This window comes from Methylotuvimicrobium sp. KM1, from assembly GCF_044788715.1.
In the GTDB taxonomy this organism is placed as follows: Bacteria; Pseudomonadota; Gammaproteobacteria; order Methylococcales; family Methylomonadaceae; genus Methylotuvimicrobium.
This window is the reverse complement of record NZ_CP173170.1, coordinates 4,924,505-4,941,421: the sequence shown is the minus strand read 5'-3', so window position 1 is coordinate 4,941,421 and position 16,917 is coordinate 4,924,505. Positions and strand designations below refer to the sequence as shown.

Below are 16,917 nucleotides of genomic sequence, written 5' to 3'. Positions count from 1 at the left end.
CGAGGATACAAACATGACCGACGTGTCTGAGGAAGAATTGAACAAACGGGTCGAAGTGGAACGCATCAAGGATGCCAGCAATTATCTGCGAGGCAGCCTGGTGGAAAGCCTGAATAACCCGTTGACCGGCGCACTGACCGATAGCGATACTCAACTATCCAAGTTTCACGGCATTTATCAGCAGGACGACCGTGATCTGCGCGACGAACGGCGCAAGCAAAAGCTGGAACCGCATTATCAATTCATGGTTCGGGTCCGAGTCGCCGGCGGCATTTGTACGCCGGCGCAGTGGCTGGAGATGGACCGCATCGCCACTACCTGGTGCAATGGGAGCATACGCCTGACCACGCGCCAGGCGCTGCAGTTCCACGGCATCCTTAAACGCGACCTGAAACGCAGTATCGCCGAAATCAACGCCTCGCTGCTCGACACCATCGCCGCCTGCGGCGACGTCAACCGCAATGTCATGTGCAGCCCGGTGCCGGAACAATCCCGGCTGCACGGGGAAGCCTACGAATATGCCCGCCGCATCAACGATCACCTGACTCCGAGAACGACCGCCTACCATGAAATCTGGTTGGACGAAAAGCTGATCGACTCCAGCCGCCAGGACGAGGAACCGATCTACGGCAAACATTATCTGCCGCGTAAATTCAAGACCGCAATCGCGGTGCCGCCTGCCAACGATGTCGATATCTTCGCCAACGATCTAGGCTTCATTGCAATCGCCGAGAACGACCGTCTGGTCGGTTTCAATGTCACGGTCGGCGGCGGCATGAGCCTGACCCACGGCGAGCCGAACACCTATCCGCGTCTGGCCGACGTGATCGGCTACTGCCCCAAACACAAGACCCTGCAAGTCGCCGAAGAAATCGTCAAGATCCAGCGCGATTTCGGCGATAGGACCAACCGCAAGCATGCGCGGCTGAAATATACCATTGATGACCGCGGCGTCGACTGGTTCAAATTCGAATTGAATCGTCGCCTGGGCTGGCAAATGGAAGCGCCCAGGGAATTCACGTTCGCATATTCCGGCGACCGCTACGGCTGGATCAAGGGCGTCAACGACACCTGGGATTACACCGTGTTCATCCAGAACGGCCGTATCGCCGACGACGATGCGCCCATCATGACCGGGCTACGCGAAATCGCCAAGGTCCATGACGGCGACTTCCGGATTTCACCGAACCAGAACCTGATCATCGGCAAGGTCAGCGATCACAACAAACCGGTAATCGAATCGCTGCTGCGCCAATACGGTTTTATGGAGCCCGGACAACAAAGCGCGTTACGCTTGAATGCGATGGCCTGCGTCGCCTTTCCGACCTGCGGCCTGGCGATGGCCGAAAGCGAACGTTATCTGCCGGCTTTCCTCGACAAACTGGAGCCGCTACTGCAACGGTTTGGCCTGGAAAACGACCCGATTTTGCTGCGCATGACCGGTTGCCCAAACGGCTGCGCCCGTCCTTTTCTCGGTGAAATAGGCCTGGTCGGCAAGGCGCCGGGCAAATACAATCTGTATTTAGGCGCCGGGTTCGAAGGTCAACGACTGAATAAGCTGTATCGGGAAAATATCAATGAGGAGCAGATTCTGACTGAATTAACACCGTTACTGCAGCACTATGCCGACGACCGCCAAACCGGCGAACGTTTCGGCGACTTTGTGATCAGAACCGGCTATGTCGAAGCAATGCTAACGGGGCGCGATTTTCAACGTTGAATAAAGCCCCTTCAAACTTGGTCACTGTAAAGACCCTTAATACCATTTCGGGAGCCGGAAACACAGCAACCCTAGTGTGTGTTCTTGAACGAGGCGGTACATATCGCATACCAAGGTTTAATTGCCTCCTTACTCCGTTGTGGGAGCGATCCTCAGATCGCGATTATCGAGGTCGAGAAGTTCGAATAACCAGTTTAAGGTATCGAAATCAAAACGCCAAAGCTTCGATCAAAGCCATCCGTTGCCGAGCGTCAATGGCTTCGACGATCGCGACGAAGGCGTCGGTCCCACAATAAATGCCGATCCGGCAAACGCATCGTAACTGGACGCGCGCAAGATATATCAGGCGGCCCAGAGATGCGATGCAAGAACAAAAAGGGGTCAGGTTTAATTATTAATTAAACCTGACCCCTTTTTAGACCCCTTTTTATGATAGTGCGAGAACCAAATATCAATGGCTTGCAACATTTTTTACAAAAAAATGCTGGTTTTTGAATAGAGGTCTGAACGGTTACACTTTGCGAGTTTTAGGCAGAGGGAGACTGAATAATTGCAGCGAAGTCAAAGGGATGAGCTGTACCGTACATATATTCATTCCACAGACAGGAATCAGCGCCCGAACCGACCAGAAGTATTGCCGGTTGGGCAAGACATGAACTGGCAAATGAACCTGGTAAAATCATTTGAGCCACGAAAACCAAAAGTAGGCGCCTCTAGGCGTCACAAAAAGCACGAAAATATTCAAAGAGATACTCGATTGCAGATCGTCACCCAAAGGGTGAATGGCTAAATCAACATAACATATTGATTTCTCACATGTCTCTCGTGATTTTCGTGGACTAACTGCCGTTTTTAGGATGAATGGGATCTTGCGGGTAGATTTCGATAGTTATGTGGTTGTGCACACAGACCGCGTGGAGTCGGCAGTTGAATGTGCCTGTCCTCCGGCATGCGCTAGCTAAGTCCACCAGTCAGGACAGATTTTTCAATCCGCCCGTGAGACTTAACCAGCGCATGTTTCTTTGACCTTGACCCTTTTTTGGTCATTTCCAGCACACGCGTTTTAAGCTACTCCAGCAGTGCGCCGATTTGTCAAAAGACTTTGAAAGAACCTACTTGACTCGAAGCTCGGTTGATGAGCTTCGTTATTAGAACATCTTATCGTGCTATATCTTTTGTATCTGATTTAATTATGACCCACCGCCGAAACTTGGACCATCACTTTTTCCCATATGCGTCATAGCATCTTCAACCAGTTTAACGGCTTCATCAAGCTTACCGGAATTTGCACGCTTCAGTGATTTTCTCATTCTAGTAAGAACCCGTTGCTGACTTGCGGACATGGGATGGGTTTCAGTCGCATTATACGTTTCAGTTGCCTCTTTGATGAAATTATCTACGTCACCTTGCTTACCGGCGTCTACCGCTTTTTGCGCCATCGGGATGAGAGGTGTCAAGTCTTCGTTCATTGGACCGCCTGCGGAATATCCCATTTGTGAGAAACACACTAGTATTAACGTGGCCAATAAAGTAATCATTTTTTTCATAATATTTTCCTGATAAAAGGCATTGTCGCGCCAAAACCTTTTGTTAACGACCCCAAAATCGAGAATCGCTAAAAACTCACGCGAATCTTCATGCTACAGTAATTGTAGAGATTATTGTAGTAATTACCTACTTATTTACTCAACTAATATTTTTCGCTTACATGCCAATATCTCTGTAAGCCATGTCTTACGCAGGTTTGCCTGCTGAAAAAGGGGTCAGGTTGAATTTTAATTCAACCTGACCCCTTTTTCAGGCCCCTTTTTCATGAATGTAGCTTAATTAATCACGGGCTCTATATATCATTTCGAGAGCCGGACACACAGCCACCTAGCATGTTTTTTTCAATGAGGCGTGATACATATCGCGCACCAACGATTAATGCCTCCTTACTCCGTTGTGGGAGCGATCCCCAGATCGCGATTATCGATGCCGAGAAGTTCGAATAACCAGTTGAAGGTATCGAAATCAAAACGCCAAAGCTTCGATCAAAGCCATCCGTTGCCGAGCGTCAATGGCTTTAAAAGGTAAAAAGGGGTCAGGTTTAATTAATAATTAAACCTGACCCCTTTTTAGTTCGACCAGGACCTGAGCAAATCAAAACGTTCGCGGAGACAGGCTCGATGATTATCAAGCCATACATTTGACATCCGCCTTTCCTTTTCCCCTTTGTACCTGAACAGGAAGCAAAGGAAATTTACATTTGATGAGGAGTATATCGGCATTTTCTTGGGGATGATAAAGTTTTAGAATTCTTGGATTCAACCAGATATGCTATTTCAAACCAATGGGGCAAAAGAAATATTGAAAAATTTATTGATCAAACCAAGAAGCCGGGTTATTAAATAGAAGAAACAAGCTAACAAGCACATGCAGTTGGATAGTAAAAAGTGCCGCTCATTTTTCGCTCTGCTTTTTACCGCCAGTGATGTGAGGCATGAGGCATTGGGCTTCATCTAAGCCTGCACGTCGATGTCATATAGCCCAGTTGGAGATTATCAAGTATGCCATATCGTTTGAAAACCGGCGAATCGGTTCAGAACGGTATCCGCCGCGTCATATCCGAGCAGATCGAACAATCGCTCGGCGAAGTGGCAGATACGAACCTGGATCGGGCAGATACGATTCATCAAGTGCGCAAGCGCTGTAAGAAGATACGCGCGGCGTTGCGGCTTATTCGGGGCGCTCTCGGCAAGAATTACTCCAAGGAGAACGCCTGGTACCGCGATGCTGCGCGCCGTATCTCGGATGTACGTGACACGGAGGCTATGATCGAAACCTGCGGCGCGCTCGCTGAGCATTTCGATGCCCAAGTTGATAGAAAGATCATACGGCCCATCCGCTTGCGACTGGAGACGCATAAGAACACGCTGATGGAGGATACGGGCCGGATCGATAAGCTTCTGCAAGATTTTGAGTCCGCTATGGTGGTAGGTCACAAGCGTTTGGCATCTTTGAGTATCGAAAGCGATGGCTATGGGGCAGCACTCGAGGGTATGTGTAGAACGTACTCTCGGGCATGCGATGCCATGGATGCAGCCTGCGACAATCCTACACCTGATACTTTTCACGAGTGGCGCAAGCGAGTGAAGTACCACTGGTATCACATGCGCCTCCTGCGTGACACCTGGCCTACCGTCGTGCGAGCACGGCGGGATGAGGCGGAGAAACTCGGTGAATTGCTAGGCAATCACCATGATCTTTGTGTTTTACGTGCATGGGTCCTGAATGATCCGGCATCCTCTGCAAAGGAAGAAGTTTTTACGAACTTTATCAATCATGTCGAGGAGAGGACCGCGCAGATCGAGCGGGAAAGTAAGCCGCTGGGGCGTCGGTTGTTTGCGGAGAAACCAAAGCACCTGGCTCGCCGTTTCGCCATCTACTTCAGTGTTTGGTCCGAGGAAGACTGATTTCACATGCGCCAAAAAAGGGGTCCAAAAAAGGGGTCAGGTTGAATTATTAATTGAACCTGACCCTATTGTGTTTTGGGCAAAACGTTTGGTTACAGAACTAAAGTGCGTTTAGCTTTTATCTTGTATTGATGGACTTGGTTTGCAATACGTCAACGCTATCCCAAACCGCTTCGGTAAATGCCATGTCCAATTCCGGCATGCCATCTTTGATCCATTGCACGATAATTTTGGCGACATTCGGGTAGGTGATGCGTACTGCATGCGGATTATGCAACCAATTTTCGATGACGGCGACATCCATGTCGAACATCGTATGGCCATAGCCGAGTTGTTCGAGCGCGGCGGCGTTGGAAATTTGCTCCATTTGCGAGTGCAGTGGTTTGGCGAGAATTTTCTTGCCGAGTTGCAGCGATTCGCTGGCCAGCTCAAAACCGGCATTGCTGATGATGCCGGCGCTGTCGTATAAATCTTGTTGAAATCCGTCACGCGATAGCGGCTTGCACAGAATATGAGGATATCTCGATTCGACCGGTTGCGGCGCATAAATATGAAATTCGAAATTTTCGAACGGGCACAAGTACTTGATGACTTCGTTTTGATCCTCGAACGGCAAATAGACGATGATTTTATTGTTGACGATCGACTTCGGAAATTCCGGCGTTTCGATGATCGGCGGCAGGATCGGTTGGCCGAAATGGTGCCAATGCAAGCCGATGCCTTGGTCGGCTGGAGCGAAATATTTCATCACTTGGTCGGCGAACGGATCCGAGCCGGTTTTAGGAATTTTATGGTTAAATGCATATTGATGGCCGATACCGAGCACCGGTATTTTTTGCTTTTTGGCGGCCCAGGCAGTCACCGGCTCGAAGTCGCTGATGACCAAATCGTAACCGTTTAGATCCAGCGTATTGATATCTTGTAAGAAACGAATCGGCCGGGCCTGTAATGCGGTTTTGAGGTAATTGACTTGGCCTTTTTCGGTGTTGAAGGTTAGTCCTTCTTTAAGCTGATATCCGTTGAACACGTCCATGTCGAAATATTTGTCGGCGGGACGGCCGCTAAATTGAAATGTGACATCGAAACCCTGGGCGTAAAGTTCTTTCGCCATGACTCTGGCACGGGTAATGTGTCCGTTACCGGTGCCCTGTACTCCATAAAATATCTTCATAGTGATAATAAGTAATCCAAGCTGAAAATTGCCGTGCCGACGCCTATTGCGGCCCCCATCAGAGTATCGGTCGGGAAATGCACGCCCAGTACCACGCGTGAGAAAGCGACCGATGCCGCCCATAGATAAAGCGGAATCAATAAGACCGGTATGAAAAAACCAATTAAGGTCGCCATCATGAAGGCTGCGGAAGTATGTCCGGAGGGGAAACTGAACCGATCCGAAGGGATAATGGCACTACGAAAATTTTCCAGCGCCGCTTGCGGACGATTACGTTTAAAACTATTTTTGAGAATGAAATAAACCGGACGTTCGATGAGAAACGCTAGAGCCATGGCTTTAAACAGCGGCGATTCGGTACCGCTTTCCCAATACAGCCAAGCGGCTGCTAACACATAAAGTATGCCGTCGCCGGTTTTCGAAATATAACGGCATAGACGAACCAGATGCGTGTGGATGCTTACGTTATTCAGCCAGGTAAACATGAACACGTCGCATTTGTGGATCGAATAAATCAGTTTCATAGTCTTGCCCTCGTTAGGTGCCATACGCGTCGACCGCGACAGCGTAAGGCGGTGAAAATCATCGATTTTCCATTTATGTTATGCTCCTTAATTTCAGAGCGAAGCTTAAGGCTGCTCTGTGACAATTAGATGAAGATTTGTTTAAGATTTGATGACAGCAAGCCGAACTGAGATGGCATTAACGAACCTTGCGGCGTAGAGCGCGACCCTTGCGCCAGACGTGTGAGCTATGGCGGTTTTTCTTGAAGAGTCTGATAACGGTGCGTTTGATTTGGTTCGACGCCTTGAGCATGATCGACAAGCCGATGACCATGGTCGGCAGACCAAGCGGAACCGGCAACGGAAAAAGGATGAGTCCGGCGACAAAGACAGTGCCGCCGACCGACATGAGAATGGTTTTTTTGAGCACCGATTATGCCGCTTGCGCAAGTCCGGTGTCTTCGTTGACGGCATCATCGAGCAATACATGGCTATCTTCGAGCCAGCGTACGATCCTGAGTGTTCCGTGCTCATCCTCGGTTAGCGCGGTGCAGCTTTCGACCCAATCGCCGCAATTGCAATAAGTTTTACCGAGTTCCATCGTAGCGATATCGGCATGATGAATATGGCCGCAAATAATGCCGTCCACTTTGCGTTTTTGCGCCTCAAGGCTCAAAATGTGCTGATAATTGGTCATAAAGCTGACCACGTTTTTAACTTTGTGTTTTAAAAACGCGGATAAAGACCAATATTTATAGCCCAATCGAGTACGGACGGCATTGAACCAGCGGTTGACCAGTAACAAGACTTCATAGGCTTCGCCGCCGATATAGGCTAGGCTTTTGTTATGACAGACGATGCTGTCAAACTCATCGCCGTGCAAAACCAAAAATTTACGGCCGTCTTCGGTGGTATGGACAGCATTCAGTTGAATATCGATTCCGTTGAAATGCATACCGGCATGCTTGCGAAATATTTCGTCGTGATTGCCCGGAATATAGATTACCCGGGTGCCGTTTTGCGCTTTATTGATGATGCGCTGCACAATATCGCTGTGCAGCATCGGCCAATAAGCGCCGGTTTTGAATTTCCAAAAATCGATGATGTCGCCGACCAAATACAGATAATCGGATTCGGTATGATCGAGAAAGTCGCGCAAATATTCGGCTTTACAGCCCCGGGTGCCTAAATGCGTGTCGGATATCCAAATGGAACGGTAATGTAGTTTCATTGTAATAGATCCCAAATGCGGTACATGGCGGCTAAACTACCGGGATAATGTTACAACTTGTTAACCGTTCGATGACGTTTCCATGAAAGGCGAGGGTTTTGATAGGCTAACCACAAAAAACGTCTGATATTCAGGAGTTACGAGTTGTGTTTGACGAAAATATGCCTGCGCGAAGTAAACCTGAGATGAAAATACATAATGATAAAAGGGGAGAACATGGGGCGCTATGATTTGTATCAACGAAGAAAACCGATCGGAATGATCGTTTTCTTGTTAATACTGCTATTAATTATTGCCGGGGGCGCATGGCTCTATTGGCGTTCAATGCAGACGATTGAATCTGAGGTGGGTTTAGAAACTTATGAGCTGCCGGTTCCCTCGGCAACAAAACTTGATGAGACGTCGAAGCCGGACTTACTCTCGGATAACGAATTAAAAAAAGATATCGAACAAGCCGAGACTGAAGAAATGGCGCCTACCCCTTTACCCAGTCTCAAAGAAAGCGACGAATTTATACACGATAAATTGACTGAATTGTCGCCTGAACTCGCCAAATTGTTGAAAACAGACAGACAGATTCCTAAGATTATTTTGATAATCAACGATTTTTCTCAAGGCCAGCGCCTTCATAAACACATGCGTTGGCTTAACTTGGATGAACCGTTCATTGCCAAGGAAGACCCGCAAGGACTTTATCTTCCGTCCAAAAGTTATCAGCGTTATAACGCGTTCGCCGAAGCAATCGATTCGACCAATGTCCATGACGTTCTGGCACTTTATCAAAAAATCAGACCGCTTTGCCAAGAAGTCTTTGCACAATTCGGCTATCCGGATAATTATCGGTTAGAGGATTTGATCAAAAAAGCAGGCGCCGAAATTTTATCGGCACCGGTCGTCGAAACGCGCATTGCCCTGGTGAAACCGTCGGTACTATATCAATTTGCCGATAAGGATCTGGAAGCACTCAGTCCCGTTCAAAAACAAATGCTCAGAATGGGGCCGCAAAATACCCGTATCATTCAAAATAAATTGCGTTTATTGATCGAGGCCTTGATAAACATGAACGACACCAATTAAAAATGCCAGGTTTAACCGATTAGCCATAGAATCAATGTACTACGATAAACACTTACTGACGACTAACCCCGATTTTAAATGATGACCGATTTATTACCTCATTTGCACATAGCCGGATTGGTTGTGCTAGTTCTGCTGGTTATGTTATGGACATTACTGCCGTTTGCCGTGTTTGGTATCAAGGCGAAGCAAGACCGGCAAACGCGTATTTTGCGATCCATTTTAAAAGAACTGCGTACGCTTAATGCCGGGCAGACGCCAGTTGAAAACGAAATACCCGAACAGGAAATAAGCAACGAAAACAAACCTAACCACGATTGACTCGGCTAAATTAGGATTTGGTCATAGATAACTTCCCTATTTTTGGAGGGTTCGGTTACTTGATTGGCAGGTGTCGGCGGCAAGGAAAGCCGCCGTCAAGCCGACATGGACGTATTCACCCAGCACCTAAATTCCATAGCCTATGGACTATATTTTAAGAACACCGCAACACATCCTAAGGAAAATATGAAACACGATGTCGTAGACGCAAGAATCTCTCCGGCCGGCCACTTAGCCGTTTTGTCCAAGACCGAAGTCAACAAGTTACTTGATACCAGTCAAGGCGGGCTTTACCGCTTACTGCACAATTGCTCGCTCGCGGTGTTGAATTGCGGCAATTATATGGATGACGGCAAGGAACTGCTCGAACGCTATAAATCCTTTGAAATCCGAGTTATTCAGGAAGAGCGCGGCATCAAACTCGAAGTAAAAGGCGCACCGGCCACCGCATTTGTCGATGGCCACATGATCAAAGGCATCAAAGAACATTTGTTTGCCGTTTTGCGCGATATTATCTATGTCAGCGACGAGATCAACGATAACCCGAAATTCGATCTGCAAAGCTCCGAAGGCGTGACCAATTCGGTTTTTCATATACTGCGCAATGCCAATATCTTGAAAGCCGGCAAGCTGCCCCAATTGGTGGTTTGCTGGGGCGGTCATTCGATTTCGCGCGAGGAATACGATTATTCGAAAGTGGTCGGTTATCAAATGGGCTTGCGAGGCCTGGATATTTGCACCGGCTGCGGGCCCGGCGCGATGAAAGGGCCGATGAAAGGCGCAACGATAGGTCATGCCAAGCAGCGTATCGGTACCGGGCATTATATCGGTATTACCGAGCCGGGCATCATCGCCGCCGAAGCACCGAACCCAATCGTTAACGATTTGGTGATCATGCCGGATATCGAAAAACGGCTCGAAGCCTTCGTGAGGGCCGGTCACGGTATCGTCGTATTCCCGGGAGGAGTTGGCACGGCTGAGGAAATATTATATTTATTGGGCATTTTGCTGCATCCCGACAACAAGGACATTCCGTTTCCACTAATCTTTACCGGACCGGCAAACACCGAGGAATATTTCAAGCAAATCAACCGTTTTATAGGCGAGACCTTAGGGCTGGCCGCGCAACAACGTTACAAAATCATTATCGACGATCCGGCCAGAGTCGCGCGCGATATGAAAGAAGGTATGCAGCGGGTACGCGAGTTTCGCCAGCAGCGCGAAGACGCTTATTATTTTAACTGGGGTTTAAAAATCAGCCCCGAGTTTCAACAACCCTTCAATCCGACCCACGAAAACATGGCCGCCTTGAAATTGCATAAAGATCAGGAAAGTCATCGTTTGGCCGCGAATCTGCGCCGGGTTTTTTCCGGTATAGTCGCCGGCAATGTTAAAGACGATGGAATTAGAGCGATAGAACAGCACGGCCATTTCGAGATTAAAGGCGATGTCGAAATCATGGGGCCGGTAGACGAATTGTTGAGCGCTTTTGTTAATCAACAACGCATGAAGTTGCCCGGCAAGACATATAAACCGTGTTACCGCATCGTTAAATAAACCATCGAAGTTGCCGGATACCTTGTCGATGCCATAGTTTTAGAGACTAGGGCTTGGCATGAACGGTCTATATCAAATTCTAATCGCTCTTTTTACTGTGAAAGTTCGTGGATTCGGACTCCTGATCTAATTTTTCGATATGAAAAATAATGCCGGTTCCGAAGAGGGTGGGGTTGCTCGACCGGCAGGCGTCGGCGGCAGGGAGCCGCCGTCGAGCCTACATGGACGTATTCACCCAGCACCTAAATCCAGCACCTAAATTCCATAGCCCATTGGCTATGTTTAATATCATGGCTAATTTAGGTGCTGGATGAATTCCATAGTCCATTGGCTATGGTTAACTATCTTGGATAATTTAGGTACTGGGTTCACGGCGTCCTGTCGGGCGAGTGACCGCACCCAGCCATCCCTCGCACTTTCATTTGCCGGGGCGAGTGGCCGCGCCTTCATGAACGTTAGGTTTATAGAAAAACACACGAAGCCGAAAAATAAAAATAACAATTAGGAGCTCGTTTATGGATACCTTATCGCCGGTCATTCAGGCGCATATGACGGAAATCTATCTGGTTTACGGAATGGCTTTTTTATTCCTGGCCGCGGCAATTTATTTGCAACCCAAGGATAATTCGGTTCTGCCTTTTTCGACAATACTGGTTTGGCTGGCTCGCTTCGGAATCTTGCATGGCATTAGCGAGCTTCAATGTGCCTGGGAGCTAATTGATGGTTCCTTAAATGAAAAAAATTCCTTGGTCGGAAACTTATTGAGCTTCGCTTCCTTTTATGCTTTGTTCGAATTCTCCCGACGCTTTTGGCTGGTGCTAACATGTAATTCGGAAAACAACCGACGTCGATTAAAATACATCCGTTTATTACCCGTTGCTTCCCTACTCATTGCAGGAATAACGTCGGCCCTATCGCAAAATTACGCCGCTACATTCGATAGCGGTATTCGCTATTTGCTCGGATTTCCCGGCGCGGCTTCGGCCGGCATCGCGTTTTTGGTTTACGAATACCGCAACCGACCGTATTTAAGTACACTCAAACTCAACTTTGCAATACTTTTAGCCGGTTATAGCCTGGCTTTTTATAGCCTTTTTACTGGATTGGTCGTCAACGCAGCACCTTGGTTTGCAACACAGAGTCTTGTCGATGCCCAAATATTTTCGGCGACGACTGGAATTCCTATCGAAATATTGCGCACCTTGTGCGCTTTGGCCTTGGCGACGGCAACCGGCATTATGCTGTATCGAGTTAATGTCGAAAAACATCGTAGGGAGTTTCAAGCATCGGCGCAATTGGCCGACTTAAATGCTCGCTTGGAAACTACAGTTACTGCTCGCACCGTACAATTAGAGCGTGCCAATGAAAAATTGCAACAGGAAGTTGAGGAACGACGAAGTATCGAAGAATCGCTTCGGCAAAGTCAAGAAAACTTGAATCGTGCCCAAAGTGTTGCCCATATCGGCAGTTGGTATTTAAATCAGGCCGATAACGGCTTGGAATGGTCGCCCGAGACTTATCGGATATTCGGCGTGCCGCCAGGTATGCCGTTGACCTATGAAGAGTTCTTGGAGCGCGTGCACGAGGACGATCGAGCGTTTGTCGATCAAGCTTGGCACGCGGCTTTATCCGGTGCCGAATACAATATAGAGCACCGAGCATTGATCGACGGCAAGGTCAAATGGTTACGCGAACGAGCCGAATTGGAATTCGATCGGCAACGAAAAATGATTGGCGCCGTCGGTACCGTGCAAGACATTACCCAATTGAAACAAGCCGAATTGGCCCTTCAACAATCCTTCGAAGATTTGAGCCGCGCCGAACAAAAACAAAGGGAGTTACGCATCGTTGCCGAAGCCGAACAAGGCCGGATGGCGGCATTGTTATCGGCGATGAGCATCGGCATTTTATTCGAAGACAAGGCCGGCGCCATCGAATACGTTAATCTTGCCTTTCGCCGAATGTGGGCCATAGAAGACGATTTGGACCCGGTCGGACAATCGACTCAATTCGTATTGGAAAATTCGACGCACCGGTTCGCGCGGCCCGACCATGCCTCCAAATACGTGTTGAAAGTCCTGGATACGCATGAAATCAGCGAACGTTTCGAACTGGATCTCTATGACGGTCGCATTCTGACCCAAGTTTCTTATCCGGTGACCGATACCGAGGGGCGAATTTTAGGCCGCTTGTGGATTTATGAAGACATTACCCACGAGCGGCAAACCGCTCAGCAATTGCTTTATTTAGCCGAACACGATGCGTTAACCGGACTTTACAATCGACACCGATTTCAAGAACAGCTCGATCACATGATTGCGATGGCGCGCCGCAATCACGATAAATTCGCGTTGATTTATTTCGATTTGGATGAATTCAAATATATTAACGATAACTTCGGTCATCGAGCCGGCGACACCGTGTTGGTGCGGATTGCCGGCGAAATTTCGGTGGTTTTACGCGAGATTGAGATATTCGCGCGTTTGGGCGGCGACGAGTTTGCGATATTGAGCTATCTACATCCGCAAAACGACATTTCGGTGTTGCCGAATCGGATTAATCAAGCCGTCGCGTCGATTCCGTTCCGGTTTCGGGGCACCAATATTCGTCTTACGACCAGTGTTGGGTTGGCTTTTTTTCCGGAACACGGAGAAACGGTCGAGGAATTAGTGGCTCATGCCGATACCGCGATGTATCAGGCCAAAGCGAATGGAAAAAACACATGGGCGGTTTACGATTCCAAGCGGGACGACTCCGGCGCGGCTATGGAAAGAATGTCCTGGCGTCAACGCATCGAACAAGCTTTACGGCAAGATTTGTTGGAATTGCATTTTCAAGGTATTTATCGAGTCGAGAGCGGTAAACTCAGTCATTTCGAAGTACTGGTTCGCATGCACGATCCGCAACATCCCGAACAATTAGTCATGCCCGGCCAATTTATCCCAATCGCCGAAAATAGCGGACAGATACTGGAAATCGACCGTTGGGTTTTACGGAGCAGTATTGCCTTATTAAGCGAAAATCCCACTTTACCGTCCTTGGCGGTCAATATTTCGGGGCGCTCGTTCGACGACCCCGAATTGCCGCAATTTATCCGCGCTTGCTTGGAAGAAAACCGAGTCGACGCGAACCGCTTGATCATCGAGTTGACCGAAACCGCTGCGGTTTCGGATATTCGCGATGCGCAGCGCTTTATCGAAGGGATTCGTCAAGCGGGTTGCACGGTTTGCCTGGACGATTTCGGCAGCGGCTTTTCCACCTTTGCGTACTTAAAATATCTCGAAGTCGATATTTTAAAAATCGACGGCATGTTTATTCGCGATTTGCCGAATAACAGAGAGAACCAGGTTTTTGTCAAAGCGATGGTCGGTATTGCGAAAGGCATGCACAAAACGGTGTTGGCCGAATTTGTCGAGGATGCGGCGACCCTGCAGATGCTCAAGGAACTCGGCATCGATTTGGCCCAAGGCTATCATTTAGGCCGGCCCAGCGCCGATTACGGAAAATCAATCGAAAATCGCGCGACTTGACGGTGATTTGACCGCCTAGATTCAAATTTTCCTGGTTGTTAAAACACAAGTATCTACACAAATCGTTAATCCGGCAGGGATTGCCGTCCTCGATAGTGCCGCCTTGGTTCGCATGCGTACACTCAGAGGTTTAGCAAATGTGACTTCGATACTAATTATTGCCACCTAACATACCCGGCTTCGAAATCGCGACGAAGGCGTCGCTCCCACAGGGGCGACTGACGCTCTGTAGGAGCACTCCCCCTAATCGCGATCGAAGTCGGTTCGGTTGGGGGGTCAATAAAAGCTATCTAGGCCGTAATGGTTAAAGTGCCGAAAGTCCCCAAATGGTTACCATGCACTCTGTGCTCATCGTTATATACCCATCGTAGATCAAAATTCGGAGCCTGGGTGTCCGCTAAAGGACGCCGTGAATACGTCCATGTAGGCAAAGCCTTTATCGGACACCCAGGCACCTCCTCAGGCACTGCCGAAATTTGAAGTGCGAAAGGTATATATGAATTGGGTACGCTGCGCGTACCCTCATAACTCAGCACCGCCCCCCTGCTAAAGTCAAATCCTATGGGCTTTTTAACTTCGGCGGGTTGTTATGGTACGCATAGCGTACCCTACGGCTAATGGATAGAACATCAAGCTCTTCGCAGGCTGATTTCGAGTTTTTAAGAATGATCGATCAGTCAGTAATCTTAATTAGCCAGCCGCCCATACCTTTGCAGCGGTTGCGGCCGTCGGCGCTGATGGCGATTCTGGCATAGGTGTCGCTTAAGTTTTCAGGCAAATTACCCGAAACCTCATAGCCAATGCCTTTTTCGTTAATGATAAGTTCTACAGGTTGTTTTTTAACGGTGACTTTAATAGTGTTCGGGTCGCTAACGCCGGATGCGCTAAATGAAAAGGCCGATTGCGCGGTTACTTCCGATTTTTCGGCCGGATTGAAGTCGCTGAAGCGCGGCTTATCGCAAGATTTGGTGCTACTGCTGCTACCGTAAGCCCAACAGTTGGTTGCAGCTGTCATTAAGACAAGTGTTCCGATCAGTGCTAGTGATTTCATGATTCCGCCTCGTGTAGTTATTGTAATTATACCCATCGTAGATCAAAATTCGGCACCGGGGTGCCCCCTTAGAACCTGCCGAAATTTGAAGTACGAAAGGTATATGCTTGGGTCGATTAGGACCCGAACAGTTTGCCGAACAGGCCGGTTTCGCTATTTAATTGTTCTATGTGCTGTTTTGCAGCAATTCCGAATGACGAATCCGGTTCTTGTTCGATCAATTGTTCGAGTACCGCTTGACTTTTTTTATCCAACAATTCGATCGCTCGCAATCGAACCGACGGGTAATGGGCTCTTAATGCGGCCAGTTCCCTGAGATAAGCATTGCTTTCGTTCAATAGTTTCAGTAGGACTTTTTCGGGATCGTCGGTGAATAAATCGCGAACCAGATTGCCGTAATGTTGTTGTTCGCGGACTAACTCCCGTGGATCGACTTTGTGTATTTCGGTGGGGTCATCGCAGCAGCTCATAACCAGGCCTCCGCTTGATAGTTGGAGTGTTCGATTCTACACACCCATTACTCAAAAGCAATCGCCATATTCCATGACCAACAAGCGACAATCGAAAAAACTATTCGGATAATAAGCGCTAATGACGAAGCGCAAAAAACAGTCGAATAAAAAATACAATGTAAAGGTTTTCGCCAAGGTGCTGGCGAACTGGTAGCGAGTATATTTCGCGCAACGCCAGACCGATACGATCCACCAAATCACCGGGATGAAGAGCATGCCGTGTACCGTTTTCCAACTGGCGATCGTAAACGTGACGTTCATGATTCGGTAATCGATATAAAGAAAAACACCGTTCACGAAAATAAAAAAAGGCCAAAATGCCTTCCATAACGGCGCCTGTCCCAACCAGATGTTTAATAAGGCTTGGTAAGGCGTGGGCGCCGCCGGCCATGCCCTATCGTAAAGCGCTTCTCGCGTGGAAACATGAACGAGTAACAACAGCGAGACCAGAATGAGGACGGTTTCGATCGGACTGATGAAATCGGTAAAGGTAAATAGAGTCGACAAGCTATTGATGAACATGAGTCGCTTCCTGTATTAATGGTTCTGATGCGAATTATTCCCCTTCGATCGGCTGACCGATAATGCCTTGTTCGGCAAGCTTTTGCGCCTCGCGCGCTTGTTCCTTACGTTGTTCGGAATAGAGGGTCCCTATCACTAAAAAAAGCATTAACAGGATATAAATGATTGCCGTTAAGCGTCTTACCTTTTTAGCTTGTTCGGTTTCGTTCATTATTTAATCGTTCCAAAGTTCGTATTTAATAGCTCAATGTTTTATAGCCCAATGAT

Annotated in this window: 15 protein-coding genes; 6 read left to right on the top strand and 9 right to left on the bottom strand. The window is 48.3% G+C overall.

From position 1 onward, the window contains the following. Nucleotides 1-13: 13 nt before the first annotated feature. Entirely contained in the window at nucleotides 14-1,720 is a 1,707-nt protein-coding gene (gene cysI / locus ACINK7_RS21535) for an assimilatory sulfite reductase (NADPH) hemoprotein subunit (RefSeq protein WP_404358576.1), read from the top strand. A gap of 1,190 nt (nucleotides 1,721-2,910) precedes the next feature. On the opposite strand, the gene smbP is transcribed toward cysI, so the two are convergent. Then, nucleotides 2,911-3,267: a small metal-binding protein SmbP gene (gene smbP / locus ACINK7_RS21530; RefSeq protein ID WP_404358575.1), complete on the bottom strand. Its 357-nt coding sequence runs from the start codon at nucleotides 3,265-3,267 to the stop codon at nucleotides 2,911-2,913. 1,014 nt (nucleotides 3,268-4,281) lie between these two features. Between smbP and ACINK7_RS21525 the strand changes: the two genes are divergently transcribed. Next, the gene (locus ACINK7_RS21525) at nucleotides 4,282-5,175 is read left to right on the top strand and encodes a CHAD domain-containing protein (protein WP_404358573.1); all 894 of its coding nucleotides are present in this window, start codon (nucleotides 4,282-4,284) and stop codon (nucleotides 5,173-5,175) included. Nucleotides 5,176-5,293: 118 nt separating this feature from the next. Here the strand turns inward: ACINK7_RS21525 and ACINK7_RS21520 are convergent, their stop codons facing one another. From ACINK7_RS21520 to ACINK7_RS21505, 4 genes are all read right to left on the bottom strand, one after another. Beyond that, nucleotides 5,294-6,346, bottom strand: coding sequence for an MJ1255/VC2487 family glycosyltransferase (locus ACINK7_RS21520; RefSeq protein WP_404358572.1), 1,053 nt, complete (start codon nucleotides 6,344-6,346; stop codon nucleotides 5,294-5,296). Continuing rightward, complete coding sequence (locus tag ACINK7_RS21515) at nucleotides 6,343-6,870, bottom strand: phosphatase PAP2 family protein (RefSeq protein WP_404358570.1); 528 nt, start codon at nucleotides 6,868-6,870, stop codon at nucleotides 6,343-6,345. The genes ACINK7_RS21520 and ACINK7_RS21515 overlap by 4 nt, the downstream gene beginning before the upstream one ends. 178 nt (nucleotides 6,871-7,048) lie before the next feature. Then, entirely contained in the window at nucleotides 7,049-7,279 is a 231-nt protein-coding gene (locus ACINK7_RS21510) for a hypothetical protein (RefSeq protein ID WP_404358568.1), read from the bottom strand. Between the two features lie 3 nt (nucleotides 7,280-7,282). Next, nucleotides 7,283-8,080: a UDP-2,3-diacylglucosamine diphosphatase gene (locus tag ACINK7_RS21505; protein WP_404358567.1), complete on the bottom strand. Its 798-nt coding sequence runs from the start codon at nucleotides 8,078-8,080 to the stop codon at nucleotides 7,283-7,285. A 216-nt stretch (nucleotides 8,081-8,296) separates the two neighbouring features. Between ACINK7_RS21505 and ACINK7_RS21500 the strand changes: the two genes are divergently transcribed. The 4 genes from ACINK7_RS21500 to ACINK7_RS21485 all read left to right on the top strand — a co-directional run bounded on the left by ACINK7_RS21500 (nucleotide 8,297) and on the right by ACINK7_RS21485 (nucleotide 14,565). Continuing rightward, on the top strand, nucleotides 8,297-9,157 hold the full coding sequence (locus tag ACINK7_RS21500; protein ID WP_404358565.1) for a DUF3014 domain-containing protein: 861 nt from the start codon (nucleotides 8,297-8,299) through the stop codon (nucleotides 9,155-9,157). A gap of 78 nt (nucleotides 9,158-9,235) precedes the next feature. Next, a complete protein-coding gene (locus tag ACINK7_RS21495; protein WP_404358563.1) occupies nucleotides 9,236-9,478 on the top strand; it encodes a hypothetical protein in 243 nt (80 codons plus the stop codon). Nucleotides 9,479-9,664: 186 nt separating this feature from the next. Further along, on the top strand, nucleotides 9,665-11,035 hold the full coding sequence (ppnN, locus tag ACINK7_RS21490) for a nucleotide 5'-monophosphate nucleosidase PpnN (protein ID WP_404358561.1): 1,371 nt from the start codon (nucleotides 9,665-9,667) through the stop codon (nucleotides 11,033-11,035). A gap of 515 nt (nucleotides 11,036-11,550) precedes the next feature. Next, a complete protein-coding gene (locus ACINK7_RS21485) occupies nucleotides 11,551-14,565 on the top strand; it encodes an EAL domain-containing protein (RefSeq protein ID WP_404358560.1) in 3,015 nt (1,004 codons plus the stop codon). 673 nt (nucleotides 14,566-15,238) lie between these two features. Here ACINK7_RS21485 and ACINK7_RS21480 read toward each other — a convergent pair. From ACINK7_RS21480 to ACINK7_RS21465, 4 genes are all read right to left on the bottom strand, one after another. Beyond that, nucleotides 15,239-15,616 (bottom strand): hypothetical protein, encoded by a 378-nt coding sequence (locus ACINK7_RS21480; RefSeq protein WP_404358558.1) that lies wholly within the window; start codon nucleotides 15,614-15,616, stop codon nucleotides 15,239-15,241. A 116-nt stretch (nucleotides 15,617-15,732) separates the two neighbouring features. Next, nucleotides 15,733-16,086 carry a hypothetical protein gene (locus tag ACINK7_RS21475; protein WP_404358556.1) on the bottom strand — a complete coding sequence of 118 codons (354 nt, stop codon included), beginning with the start codon at nucleotides 16,084-16,086 and terminating at the stop codon, nucleotides 15,733-15,735. Nucleotides 16,087-16,137: 51 nt separating this feature from the next. After that, on the bottom strand, nucleotides 16,138-16,650 hold the full coding sequence (locus ACINK7_RS21470) for a hypothetical protein (RefSeq protein WP_404358554.1): 513 nt from the start codon (nucleotides 16,648-16,650) through the stop codon (nucleotides 16,138-16,140). A gap of 34 nt (nucleotides 16,651-16,684) precedes the next feature. Further along, nucleotides 16,685-16,861: a hypothetical protein gene (locus ACINK7_RS21465; RefSeq protein ID WP_404358553.1), complete on the bottom strand. Its 177-nt coding sequence runs from the start codon at nucleotides 16,859-16,861 to the stop codon at nucleotides 16,685-16,687. Nucleotides 16,862-16,917 lie beyond the last annotated feature (56 nt).